The organism is Pseudoalteromonas sp. PB2-1 (assembly GCF_045040605.1).
GTDB classification, from domain to species: domain Bacteria; phylum Pseudomonadota; class Gammaproteobacteria; order Enterobacterales; family Alteromonadaceae; genus Pseudoalteromonas; species Pseudoalteromonas arabiensis.
In genome coordinates, this window is record NZ_CP090667.1 from 1,686,660 (window position 1) to 1,699,161 (window position 12,502).

At 39.7% G+C, this 12,502-nt stretch carries 15 protein-coding genes and 2 tRNA genes; 10 read left to right on the forward strand and 7 right to left on the reverse strand.

Going from position 1 to position 12,502, the window contains the following annotated elements; all coding sequences use genetic code 11:
* Positions 1–29 precede the first annotated feature (29 nt).
* Genes L0Z67_RS07790 through L0Z67_RS07820 form a run of 7 tightly spaced genes read right to left on the reverse strand, consistent with a single transcriptional unit; the run spans position 30 to position 3,129 of the window.
* A complete protein-coding gene (locus tag L0Z67_RS07790) occupies positions 30–464 on the reverse strand; it encodes an NUDIX hydrolase (protein ID WP_193988753.1) in 435 nt (144 codons plus the stop codon).
* Positions 457–1,104, reverse strand: coding sequence for an rRNA large subunit pseudouridine synthase E (locus tag L0Z67_RS07795; protein WP_062568971.1), 648 nt, complete (start codon positions 1,102–1,104; stop codon positions 457–459). The genes L0Z67_RS07790 and L0Z67_RS07795 overlap by 8 nt, the downstream gene beginning before the upstream one ends.
* Positions 1,104–1,433, reverse strand: coding sequence for a sulfurtransferase TusE (gene tusE / locus L0Z67_RS07800; RefSeq protein WP_062568972.1), 330 nt, complete (start codon positions 1,431–1,433; stop codon positions 1,104–1,106). Before tusE ends, L0Z67_RS07795 begins: the two co-directional genes overlap by 1 nt.
* 3 nt (positions 1,434–1,436) lie before the next feature.
* A complete protein-coding gene (locus L0Z67_RS07805; RefSeq protein WP_193988756.1) occupies positions 1,437–1,703 on the reverse strand; it encodes a DsrH/TusB family sulfur relay protein in 267 nt (88 codons plus the stop codon).
* Positions 1,700–2,056, reverse strand: a complete 357-nt coding sequence (gene tusC, locus L0Z67_RS07810; RefSeq protein ID WP_062568974.1) for a sulfurtransferase complex subunit TusC — start codon at positions 2,054–2,056, stop codon at positions 1,700–1,702. The genes L0Z67_RS07805 and tusC overlap by 4 nt, the downstream gene beginning before the upstream one ends.
* Positions 2,053–2,406: a sulfurtransferase complex subunit TusD gene (gene tusD, locus L0Z67_RS07815; protein ID WP_405128660.1), complete on the reverse strand. Its 354-nt coding sequence runs from the start codon at positions 2,404–2,406 to the stop codon at positions 2,053–2,055. Before tusD ends, tusC begins: the two co-directional genes overlap by 4 nt.
* Before the next feature lie 57 nt (positions 2,407–2,463).
* Positions 2,464–3,129, reverse strand: coding sequence for a Bax inhibitor-1/YccA family protein (locus L0Z67_RS07820; RefSeq protein WP_062568976.1), 666 nt, complete (start codon positions 3,127–3,129; stop codon positions 2,464–2,466).
* Positions 3,130–3,388: 259 nt separating this feature from the next.
* Between L0Z67_RS07820 and L0Z67_RS07825 the strand changes: the two genes are divergently transcribed.
* The 10 genes from L0Z67_RS07825 (at position 3,389) to L0Z67_RS07870 (ending at position 12,240) form a co-directional block, all read left to right on the forward strand.
* Positions 3,389–3,479, forward strand: a tRNA-Ser gene (locus L0Z67_RS07825).
* Positions 3,480–3,523: 44 nt separating this feature from the next.
* Positions 3,524–3,614: transfer RNA gene (locus L0Z67_RS07830), tRNA-Ser, on the forward strand.
* Between the two features lie 146 nt (positions 3,615–3,760).
* Positions 3,761–4,156 (forward strand): hypothetical protein, encoded by a 396-nt coding sequence (locus L0Z67_RS07835; RefSeq protein WP_062568977.1) that lies wholly within the window; start codon positions 3,761–3,763, stop codon positions 4,154–4,156.
* Positions 4,157–4,281: 125 nt separating this feature from the next.
* On the forward strand, positions 4,282–4,740 hold the full coding sequence (locus tag L0Z67_RS07840; protein WP_062568978.1) for a GAF domain-containing protein: 459 nt from the start codon (positions 4,282–4,284) through the stop codon (positions 4,738–4,740).
* Positions 4,740–5,018, forward strand: a complete 279-nt coding sequence (locus L0Z67_RS07845) for a hypothetical protein (protein ID WP_062568979.1) — start codon at positions 4,740–4,742, stop codon at positions 5,016–5,018. Before L0Z67_RS07840 ends, L0Z67_RS07845 begins: the two co-directional genes overlap by 1 nt.
* 14 nt (positions 5,019–5,032) lie before the next feature.
* Positions 5,033–5,683, forward strand: a complete 651-nt coding sequence (gene proQ, locus L0Z67_RS07850; protein WP_062568980.1) for an RNA chaperone ProQ — start codon at positions 5,033–5,035, stop codon at positions 5,681–5,683.
* Positions 5,684–5,709: 26 nt separating this feature from the next.
* Positions 5,710–7,734, forward strand: coding sequence for a carboxy terminal-processing peptidase (gene prc, locus L0Z67_RS07855; protein WP_062568981.1), 2,025 nt, complete (start codon positions 5,710–5,712; stop codon positions 7,732–7,734).
* Between the two features lie 169 nt (positions 7,735–7,903).
* Positions 7,904–9,382 carry a Na+/H+ antiporter NhaC gene (gene nhaC, locus L0Z67_RS07860; protein WP_062568982.1) on the forward strand — a complete coding sequence of 493 codons (1,479 nt, stop codon included), beginning with the start codon at positions 7,904–7,906 and terminating at the stop codon, positions 9,380–9,382.
* A gap of 42 nt (positions 9,383–9,424) precedes the next feature.
* Positions 9,425–12,019 (forward strand): aminopeptidase N, encoded by a 2,595-nt coding sequence (gene pepN / locus L0Z67_RS07865; RefSeq protein ID WP_405128661.1) that lies wholly within the window; start codon positions 9,425–9,427, stop codon positions 12,017–12,019.
* Positions 12,019–12,240: a DUF2835 domain-containing protein gene (locus tag L0Z67_RS07870; RefSeq protein ID WP_062568984.1), complete on the forward strand. Its 222-nt coding sequence runs from the start codon at positions 12,019–12,021 to the stop codon at positions 12,238–12,240. The genes pepN and L0Z67_RS07870 overlap by 1 nt, the downstream gene beginning before the upstream one ends.
* Positions 12,241–12,502 lie beyond the last annotated feature (262 nt).

The following is a 12,502-nucleotide window of genomic DNA, read 5'->3' on the forward strand; positions in this document are numbered from 1 at the left end:
GACGCCCAAACCAGCCAAAATCACAGCCGTTATTGGTAAATCAAACTCAGTGGGTAGGCGTTGCCAGCTAAATGATCTTCTATGCATTTTAAAACAAGCGGGCTTCTAAGCGGTAGGCTTTTAATTTGTTCAATGCTAAACCAATCTGCGCTGATGATGTCATCATCTTGGGGGGAGGGTACAAATAGCTCTGGGCAAATAAAAGCAAAGCTAAAACGCATATAGTGAACGCCATTAGCGGCATGTAAATTATATATCCCAACAAGGTGGCTGGCATTAAGGTTAATGCCCGTTTCTTCAATAAGTTCACGACGAGCAGCTTCAGCTAGGGTTTCATTAGCCTCTAAATGACCAGCAGGTTGGTTATAACAAATTTGGCCGGTGTATTTATCACGTTCTTTAACAAGTAAAAATTTGTCTTGGTAAGTCACGATAGCCGCAACAGTGACATTTGGTTTATGCATCAGGGTTGTTCACTACTTTAAACTGGCCCGTATCTAAATTATCAAGGGTATATTTACCTATGCTGTAACGAATTAATCGCAAAGTGGGGAAGCCAACATGCGCAGTCATCCGGCGAACTTGGCGATTACGTCCTTCAGTGATAGAGATTTCTAACCAACTGGTTGGAATATTTTTGCGCTCGCGAACGGGTGGTGTACGCGGCCAAATTGACGGCTCGTCAATACGTTTGACCTTGGCGGGCTTGGTCATGCCATCTTTAAGTTCTACGCCTTTGTTAAGGGCAAAGAGTGCCTCATCACTCACATCACCTTCTACTTGCACCCAATATGTTTTAGCTGTTTTTTTATTGGGTTCAGTAAGTGTGTGTTGTAACTTACCGCAGTTAGTAAGAAGTAAGAGTCCTTCGCTGTCTCTGTCTAGGCGTCCTGCTGCATACACGTCTTTAATATTAATAAAGTCGGCAAGTGTTTTGCGGTTTTGGTCATCAGTAAATTGGCAAAGTACATCAAATGGTTTGTTAAACAGCACCACTTTGCGTTGCTCTGGGCTAATTGCTTTTTTTACTTCTCGTTTTTGTGTAGGTCTCGAGTATGTTCGGCCACTGCTGCGACGCGGTTTATTTTTTGGTTTATTTACCATTAAATGCACCTAGCCGGTTTAGGTAAACCTGCAATTTTAGTTGCTTGCTTTGCAGGGCCTTTTGGAAACAGTTTGTATAAATACATACTGTTACCTTTTTCTTCACCTAGCTTTTGAGCCATTGCTTTTACCAGCATACGAATAGCGGGGCTGGTGTTGTATTCCAGATAAAAATCACGCACAAAATGCACCACTTCCCAGTGCTGTTCACTTAAAGTAATGTTTTCTTGCTCGGCAATAATAGGCGCAAGTTCTTCGCTCCAATCATTTGTATCAAGCAAATAACCTTGTTTATCCGTTTCTATTTGTTTGTTATTAAATTCAAGCATGATTTACCAAGTAATCGTGTTTTGAGCTGATAATGTGAGTTCTACAAATTCAGCATAGCTAATGTGAATATCACTTTCGTTTAGTGAGATGGCGCGTGCAATGGCATCTTCTTCCAATAAGTGCAGGGTAGCAGAAAATTGTTTAAATTGGTTGATGTTATAACAAGCATCACCAACCAAAAGTACAGCGTGGTTGCTATCAATCAAATTCTCAAGTGTATTAATGCAGTAATGCGATAAAGGTTTTGAAAAAATATGTAAGGTACTCATAGAGTCACCACTTGATGCTGTTGAGCTATTAGAGCACGCTGCTGTTCAAAGTTAGCAACTTTAACGTCAATAATGAGATTTTCCTTAGTTAAATTAAAATCCATAAGCGACTTCTCGCACACATATATGTTTTCAACATCATATAATTCAAGCGTTTTTATCATTTTAAAATAATTTTTAATACCTAACAGTTCAGGTTGTTGGTTTTTTTTAAGTGCCAGCACAGCATCCGCACTCAATAGCCAACTGATATTCTGATCAATAGCGGCGAAGATAAGTGCCATGTCGAGCGATTCCCGAATGTGTTGGTCGTCAAATGGAGCATGTTGACTTATAACTAAAACATTTTTCATTTAAATTGCACCCATTTATCTGCTTCACTGGCTAGCATTGCAAACTCAGCAAGCCCCGCAACGGTAAAAACACCCGTGTTTTGTGTGTCTAAACCGCGTTTTTCGGCTGCTGTAACGCATAACAATAGAGGAATTTCTTTTGCCGATAACTCTTGCCAAAGTTGCTTTACAGGTAGTTCATCGCTGGCAAGCTCTAAATGATTGCTCGCATGGAAAATCCCTGCTTGATATAAGAAAATAGCTGAAATGGTGTGGCCGCCTGCAATACAAGCTTCAGCAAACTTAATTAAGCGCTGTGTTGTATCATGATCAGTCGGTGCGGTATGAAGAGATAGTACAAATTGTGCCAAAACGCATCCAATAAAAAAGCCCCTAGAAAGGGGCTATTTTATCAGATAAATATCTATTTAGTCATCACTTGCGCCAAGTAGGTGTAGAAGTGATGTAAATAAGTTATATACATTTAAGTAAAGGGCAACAGTTGCGCGAATGTAGTTAGTCTCGCCACCGTTAATAATGCGGCTTGTGTCAAAGAGGATTAAGCCAGACATAATTAATACCACAGCAGCATTGATAACCATAAAGGTAACAGAGCTACCGATGAATAGGTTTACTAAACTGGCAATGATAACAACGATTAGACCAACTGTTAAAAAGCCACCCATGAATGAGAAGTCTTTTTTAGTCGTCAGTGCATAGGCTGATAGACCAAAGAAAATCAACGCGGTTGAACCAAGAGCCTGCATAATAAGTAATGGGCCGTTTGGCATTGCAGCATAGTAATTTAAAATAGGACCAAGGCCTGCGCCCATAAGCCCTGTAAATACGAATACCCAAGCGACACCAGAGGCTGAGTCAGCTTTTTTGTTGACTACAAAAAGTACACCAAATGCAATAAGGCTGAATACCAGACCCATGAAGTAAGGTAAATTCATCGCCATTGAAATACCGGCTGTCACTGCACTGAATGCTAATGTCATGGCCAGTAAGAAATAAGTATTTTTAAGTACTTTGTTAGTTTCAATGGTCGACATAACCGGTTTAGCGGTATTGTACGAGTGATTAAACGCCATTGTAGAGCTCCTTTAAATGAACTATTTAGTTCGTTAGTTCCAATTATTAAACTAAAACTAAGACTACCAAGAGTTATATATTTGGGCAAACCTTTGTAGTTCAATAGACACGATAAATAATTGAAAAGTTCAATGTTGTGCATAATCTAAACGTTGCTGTACTAATGCTGAGCAAATTAATTGTTTTTTAATCACTTAAGCATTTTTTTTGAAAAAAAGCTTCACAAAGCGCATTGGCTTATCTATTATGCACGCCGTCGGAGAGATGGCAGAGTGGTCGAATGCACCGGTCTTGAAAACCGGCAGGGGTTTGTAGCCCCTCTAGGGTTCAAATCCCTATCTCTCCACCATTATTACTAAGTTACTTGCATTAGCGAGTAGCTATTTCGCATTCGGAGAGATGGCAGAGTGGTCGAATGCACCGGTCTTGAAAACCGGCAGGGGTTTGTAGCCCCTCTAGGGTTCAAATCCCTATCTCTCCACCATCATTAAAGCCGCTGAATATTTCAGCGGCTTTTTTGTGTCTAATCCTTTCTCATCTTTAGTACGACTATTGTCGATATTTCGGATTTTCTCTAGTTAGTCCATGCTTATTACTTCTCGTATTATCTTTGTTAAAGTAGGAAATTTAATGAAACATCGTATAGCAAAGAGTGTAGGACTATCTTTATTATCGCCTGTGATCATTGGTTGTATTTTAGGCCTGTATTATGCGTTTACCTTAGAAGGAAATGGCTTGAGTATTTTCCTGAACCTTTTAGTGAGCGCCATCTCCAATGCCCACATTGTTGGCTTAACAATGGCGGCTTTTGTCGTACCCGGTTACTTACTTATGTATAAGTACGCGAAAGTGAACTATTCAGGTGTTTTAACTCTGGGTTTATTGGGAGGTGCTATTTTTAGTTACTTGCTTAGTGCCACCGCTGGCACGGCATTTATTGTGAATGCTCTTATGTCTGCATTAGCTGCAGGTTTATTCTTATTTGGATTAAGACAGGGCTTAGCAGTTCAAACTCCCCATCAATAGCAGAATATTTAATCAAGCTGACTGAAATTGAGGGCAAAATGTTTTTTTTTGCCTTTAAAAGGTTTCATTTATTGCCCACAAAGAGTACCTTTAGCTACTGTATGTTTAATAAGAAGTAGTTTGGTATGTCGAAGCAAAAATTTTACCAGTCGTTAGTTAAACAAACTGAATCGCTAATTAATGGTGAGTCGAATGTTATAGCGAATATGGCAAATATTAGTGCGCTTTTATTTACCTCGTTAGAGGATATAAACTGGGCGGGTTTCTATTTAATGGATTCGCCAGATGAGTTAGTACTTGGTCCGTTTCAAGGCAATCCAGCCTGTATTCGTATTCCTGTAGGCAAAGGGGTATGTGGTACGGCTGCTAAGACACAAGAAACACAATTAGTGGAAGATGTTCATGCATTTGCCGGTCATATAGCTTGTGATGCTGCATCTAACTCTGAAATTGTGGTGCCCATTTTCAAAGATGGTAAAGTTTTTGCTGTACTTGATATTGATAGTCCAAGTGTTGGGCGTTTCGATATAGAAGACCGCACAGGCCTAGAAGCACTTGTAAAATGCTTTGAGGCAAACCTGTAATGAAAGATCTGCTAAACGTGCAAGATTACCTTTTTTCCATTCAAGATGTTGGTGATTGGGAAGGAGAAGAAGAAGTTGTAGCCGAAAGGCTCAATGAGTTGATTCATATTGCTTGGGATCGTCTCCCTGACGACCTCGACTGCGAATCGATTGATGAAATTATAAATGGTATTTGGGAACACCTTCGAGGGGAGCTTGCACTTTTAGAGGCCGAATTCGAAGAGTTGACCGACTGGGTAACACACTATGTCGATTCATCACTTGATGAAAAGATGTAATAAAAGGTTCTAACATGGAAACCACAAACAAGCTAAAAGATATTAATGAAGTACTGGATTTCTTATACCAAGAATTTCCGCAATGTTTTAAACAAAAAGACGGCATTCAGCCGCTTAAAGTCGGTATCTTTAAAGATATCGCTGAGCGCATTGAAGGTTCTGAGAAAGTAAGTAAAACTCAGGTTCGTCAAGCACTTAGAAAGTATACCTCAAATTGGCGCTATTTAGAGGCAGTGACTAAGTCTGAGTTTCGTATCGATCTTGATGGTAATCAAGATGAAAAAGTGGAACAAGAACACATTGAGCACGCCCAAAAAGCACTTGAAGAAAGCCGCGCCAAAATGGCCAAGCGTAAAAAGCAGCAACGCCCTCGTAAAGATTCTGACACAAAATCTTACAAAAAGAACGCTGCTCAAAATGCCAAATCTGCTGATAAAGGCGCTAGAGTAGGTAATAAGCCTGCAAAAGCTGCACCTGCTAAACGTTCAGGAAAAGTTGAACCTTTACCTGCCTCTGAGGTCAAGGTTAATAGCAAAGTGAAAGTTAAACTTGGCCAAGCCCTTGTAAATGCTGTTATAACAGAAGTGAACAAAGATGAAGTTCATGTTGAGTTAGTAACAGGGATGCAAGTTAAGACCAAAGCAGACAGCCTGTATATCATTTAATAGCTGTAAAAAGAAAGGAGTTGTGTATGAGTAAAAAGTTTACGCTCATTCCGTTAGTCGCTGCCCTGTTTTCAGGCTCATTATTGGCCGCTGCAGATAATTTAACTGAAGATGATTTGCCAGTACTCAAGCAAGAAAGTCAGCATAGTACAGCAAGCAAACGGGTGACAAACTTATTTACTCGTGCACACTATAAACCAATACGTTTTAACGATAGCTTATCTGAAAAAGTTTTCGAACGTTATATTGAGTCTCTTGACTATAATAAGAGTGTCTTTTTAGCCTCAGATATTGCTTCTTTTGAGCAATACAAAGATCAGTTTGATAATGCATTGTCGACAGGCAAACTTGGTTTTGCATTTGATATTTTTAACCTGAGCCTCAAACGTCGTTTTGAACGTTACGACTATTCTTTATCGCTTCTAGAAAAGGAAATGAAGTTTGATAAAGAAGATGAGTACGTGTTTGACCGTGAAGATGCTAATTGGGCTACAAGCCAAGCTGAACTTGATGAACTTTGGCGTCAACGCGTTAAATATGATGCGTTACGTTTAAAAATGACGGGTAAAGATTGGCAAGGAATTAAAGACGTTCTTACCAAGCGTTACCACAATGCGCAAAAACGCTTAGTGCAAACAAATAGTGAAGATGCTTTCCAAATCGTGATGAATTCATTTGCACGTAGCATCGAAGCACATACTTCTTACTTATCTCCACGTCGTGCTGAACAGTTTAAGATGGATATGGACCTTGAACTGGAAGGTATAGGTGCCGTTCTTAGCTATGATGAAGATTACACGGTTATTCGTAGTTTAGTGCCGGGAGGCCCTGCGGATAAATCAGAACAAATCAAAGCCGATGACCGAATTATTGGTGTAGCTCAAGATGGCGAAGAGTTTGTTGATGTGATTGGTTGGCGTCTTGATGACGTGGTTGACTTAATCAAAGGCCCTAAAGGGACTAAAGTTCGTTTGCAATATTTAAAAGGTGCAGACGCCCACGGCACACCTAAAGTTGTTGAGATTACGCGTGATAAAATTCGCCTTGAAGACCGCGCAGCTAAATCAGAAGTATTTGAAGCTAAATATTCAGATTTAACCAGTAAAATTGGTGTGATTGAAATACCAGGTTTCTACAATAACTTATCGCAAGACGTTAAAGTTGAAATAGCTAAGTTAAAAGAAGCTAAGGTTGATGGTATTATCATCGATTTGCGTCAAAACGGTGGTGGTTCTTTATACGAAGCAACTCAGTTGTCAGGTTTATTTATTGATCAAGGACCTGTGGTACAAATCCACACTTTAAATAATCGAATTGAAGAGCAAAAAGACCGCGATGGTGTCACTTTCTATGATGGTCCATTAACCGTTTTAGTTGACCGTTACAGCGCTTCAGCATCTGAAATATTCGCAGCTGCAATGCAAGACTACGGTCGTGCAATTGTCATTGGTGAGCAAACCTTTGGTAAAGGTACAGTACAACAGCACAAACCACTTGGTCGTGCTTATGACTTATATGATCACCCATTAGGTAGCGTACAGTACACAATTGCTAAATTCTATCGTATTAATGGTGGTAGTACTCAGCATAAAGGTGTGATACCCGATGTATCATTCCCATCGGCAATCGACCCAGCTGATTGGGGCGAAAGCCAGCAAGACAACGCGTTACCGTGGGATAGTATCATTCGTGCTAAATACAACTCTGTTGATAACCTAGAGCCTGCAATTGCGTATGTGAATAAGTTACATGATACACGTATTGCAAGCGAGCCAGAGTTTGGTTACGTATTTGATGACATTAAGCGTTACCAACAAGAGAAAGATCGTAAAACAATTTCACTTGTTGAAGCCGCGCGTATTAAAGAGAAAGATGAAGGTGAAGAGCGAGCACTTGAGCGTGCTAATGAACGTTTAGTTCGTCTAGGTGAAAAGCCGGTAGAAAACTTAGACGATTTACCTGACATCTTAGATGATCTTGACCCATTTTTGGAAGAAGCGGCATTAATCACGCAAGATTACATCAAGTACGGCCGTATCGCGAAAAAATAAATACTTACTTATGATTAATAAAAAGGCGCTTAGGCGCCTTTTTTGCTACCTAAAACAGGTCAGCTTGTTATAATTGGCCAATCTGGCTGTCAAAAAAACCACTGAAGTTTTGCGTCAAGCTTACAATAATAATTAAACACGCCACATAAGACGTGTAGGAGACTATCTTTTGAATTCTATTGAAGAAAAGCCGATCAAGCAGGCTAGTTTTTTAGATGCTTTGATCCCAATTACTGTGCTTGTGTGCCTTTTAGGTGCTGCTGTTTATTTGTTTGGTGATAATTCGTCATCAGGTCCTAACCAAATTGCGTTATTGTTTGCTACTTTTACAGCGGCGTTAATTGGTTTAAAAAATGGCTATACATGGAAAAAACTTGAACAAGCCATGATCGAAGGGATCACTTTGTCCCTTGGTGCAATCATTATCTTGCTTATGGTTGGTGCCTTAATTGGTACTTGGTTATTATCTGGTACTGTACCCACCCTTATTTATTATGGTCTTCAGATCATTAATCCAAGTTGGTTTTATGCTGCCAGTTGTTTAATTTGTGGCATTGTCGCGATGAGTATTGGTAGTTCATGGACCACTGCTGCGACCATTGGTGTGGCGTTATTAGGTGTTGCAACTGGTCTTGGTCTTGAACAAGTTGTCACGGCGGGTGCGGTTATCTCAGGTGCCTATTTTGGTGATAAGTTAAGCCCGCTTTCAGAAACCACAAACTTAGCACCTGCAGTAGCCGGTGCCGATTTATTCGACCATATTCACCATATGCTTTGGACAACGGTGCCAAGCTTTATTATCGCTTTAATTATTTTTATCTTTATGGGCTTCAATGCCGGTGGCTCAGCTGAGGCGGGGCGTATTGAAGAAATAGTCAACTTGCTGGAACAAAACTTCAACATAGGTTTTGAAATGTTAGTGCCCTTGGTGGTGCTATTATTTTTAGCTATTCGAAAAATGCCAGCTTTCCCTGCTATATCAATCGGTGCTGTGCTTGGTGCTGTTTGGGCCATGCTATTTCAGTCAGATTTAATTAGCAGCCAAATTGATGCATCACAAGGGCAAATTATTGGCTACTTTAAATTAGTATGGACCACTTTTTTCGATGGCTTTAGTATCGATACTGGTGATGAAAAAATGGATTCATTGCTCAGTGGTGGTGGTATGGCTGGCATGTTAACGACTACGTGGTTAATTATGACTGCGCTTATGTTTGGTGCCATTATGGAAAAAACGGGCTTACTAGATATGTTCGTAAAGAGCATTTTAAAAATTGCGAAGAGTACTGGTTCGCTTATTACCGCAACGATTGCTACGTGTATTGGTACAAATGCGGTAGCGGCTGATCAATACATTGCCATTGTTGTGCCTGGCCGTATGTTTAAAGAAGAGTATGAAAAACGTGGCTTAAAGCCGGTTAACTTATCACGCACATTAGAAGATGGCGGAACGATAACTAGTCCATTGATCCCTTGGAATACTTGTGGTGCGTATATGCAAAGTGTTTTATTAATCAATCCATTTGATTATGCTCTGTATGCTTTCTTTAATTTAATTAATCCGTTACTAGCGGTCATTTATGCTTATTTGGGAATTAAGATTTTACGCATTACCCCAAAACATGCAAAACCTAGCACTGTTGAATAATAACGTAAGGCCCTACATTAGTAGGGCCATTTGGAGCCTTTTATGTCTGTAACGAATAAACCTCAAGCTCAATATCTAAAAGATTACCAAGCCCCACAATTTTCAATTCACCATATCGATTTACGCTTCGAATTAGCACCATTAAAAACCACAGTGCAATCGACAATGACGATGAGTCGTACGGATAATACCGAGGCCGATCTAATATTAGATGGTGTGGATTTGGTGCTTATTTCATTATCTGTAAATAACGAAAAATACGATGATTATACACTTGAAGATGAAAAGCTGATTATCCATCATTTACCTGACAACTTTACGCTTGAAATAGAAAATCATATTGATCCACAAACAAATACATCACTTGAAGGGTTGTATTTATCCGGCGGTGCGTATTGCACGCAATGTGAAGCACAAGGATTCAGAAAAATCACGTATTACATGGATCGCCCTGATATTTTAGCAAGCTTCGATGTCACAATTATCGCTGACCAGAAATACACTCATTTATTATCAAATGGCAATCAGATTGACGCTGGCACATTGGATGACGGCCGTCATTTTGTAAAATGGCAAGACCCATTCAAAAAACCAAGTTACTTGTTCGCGTTAGTAGCAGGGGACTTTGATGTATTACGTGACCACTACACAACTAAGTCTGGTCGTAACGTAGAGCTGGCATTATTTGTCGATAAAGGAAATTTAGCTAAAACCCCGCATGCAATGTCTTCACTTAAAAAGTCAATGCAGTGGGATGAAGAGCGTTTTAATCTTGAGTATGACCTAGATATTTACATGATTGTTGCTGTCGACTTTTTTAATATGGGTGCGATGGAAAATAAAGGTTTAAATATCTTTAATAGCAAATGCGTACTAGCCAACCAAGAGACGGCAACAGATAAAGATTACCATACCATTGAGTCTATCGTTGGCCATGAGTATTTTCATAACTGGACCGGTAATCGTGTAACGTGTCGAGATTGGTTCCAGCTATCATTAAAAGAAGGCTTAACGGTCTTTCGTGACCAAGAATTTAGTAGTGATTTAGGCTCACGAGCACTTAACCGAATTGACGCGGTTAAGGTTATGCGTACTCATCAGTTCAGCGAAGATGCAGGGCCTATGGCGCACCCAATTCGTCCTGAAAAAGTGATTGAAATGAATAATTTCTACACTGTCACCGTTTATGACAAAGGCGCTGAAGTAATTCGCATGATGCACACCCTATTGGGCGAAGAGAAGTTCCAGCAAGGCATGTCACTTTATTTCGAGCGTCATGACGGACAAGCTGTGACCTGTGATGACTTTGTCGCTGCAATGAGTAATGCGTCAGACATTGATTTAAGCCAATTTAAACGTTGGTACAGCCAAGCTGGCACTCCAAAACTGAATGTTGAGCAACAGTACAATAGCGAAAAACAAACGTTTACTCTAACCATTGAGCAATTCGCACCAGACAATCAACCTGAGAATGAGCTGTTGCATATTCCATTTGCTATTGAATTATTGAATCCTGCGGGGGAGTCATTACCGCTGGTAGTTAATGATCAAGCTCATGATTCAGTATTGAATGTCACTAAACAGAAGCAACAATTTGTTTTTGAAGGAGTAGCTGAACAACCTGTAGCTGTTCTATTGGAAGACTTCTCGGCCCCTTGTATTGTCAATCAATCAAGCTCGGCTGAGGATTTACTGCATATAATGCGGTTTGCTCGTAGTGACTTCTCTCGCTGGGATGCGCAACAACGTCTTTTGACCAATGAAATTAAAACAGCGATTTCGTCGGGTAATAACGAGTTATCGCCGTCGGTTATTAATACATTCGATACGCTTATTACTAAGCGTGAAGGTGATTTAGCCTTGATTGCTGAATTACTTAAATTACCAAGCTACGATACCTTGGCTGCTGAATACAAAGTTATTCCGGTTGATAACATTATTAATGTATTAAATGCCTTTGAAAAACAAATTGCATCGAGTCTTTCAGAGTCTTTTAAGATTTGTTATCAATCACTTGAAGATGATGGGTCAACCTCTGCAGACGCTGTTGCGGTGCGAGCATTGAAACAAGTTTGTTTGCATTACTTAGCTAAAACACCTGATTCAGCTATCAATGAGCTAATCATTGAAGCTGCAAATAGCGCGAATATGACAAATGTGCTTACGTCACTCGGTGCTGTGGTGAAAGCAAATCATTCTCTTGGCGAGCGTTTATTGAGTGAATTTGATGCCAAGTGGCGTCATGATGTACTGGTAATGGATAAGTGGTTTGCCTTACAGGCGATGAATGATACTGATGCCTGTATCGATAAAATTAAAGGCTTATATGAGCATCTAAGTTTTGATTTTGGCAACCCTAACCGTGTTCGAGCATTAGTGGGTAGTTTTAGTCATTTTAATATTACGCAATTTCATCGTGCAGATGGCAAGGGCTATCAGTTATTGGGTGATCTATTGGTTAAGCTTAATGAAATTAATCCGCAGAATGCGTCAAGAATGTTGACTCCTTTCATGTCATGGCGTCGCTATGACGACAATCGTTCAACGGCGATGAAGGCACAACTTACTCGGCTAGCGTCATTGGATGGTTTAAGTGACGACTTATATGAAAAAGTAGAGAAGGCACTTGCTAGTTAATGAACGAATACTATTTTTCGCTCTACCTGAGTTACTCTAAATGTTTAGATTATTATCATGGTAAATATAAATCAGTCCAAGTGACGGAAGATGGTGGTAAAACAGTTCGTTTTGATGCTGAGCATTTGCGTCCTTTTATTTCTTCGATAGGAATAAGAGGGCGCTTTAGGCTGATACTCACTGAGCAAAACAGATTCCTTAAACTTGAGAAAGTCAGCTGAAAGCATGAAATCTAATTTATAACTCTTCTTTAAAGTACGGTGTTTTGTTCTAAAATTAACCGTACTTTGCTGTCCCCAATTAACTAAATTTATTATATTTTTGTTAATTCGGTTTGTTCTATTGTTAATTTACGTGTATAAATTATCTGGTATGACGTCTTACCAATACGTAAACGTCACATAATTAAATAAATATTAACCGATTGAACGCGTTCTATATTGTATTTTTACTATTTCGCTTCTATCGTTAGAAAGATACTAA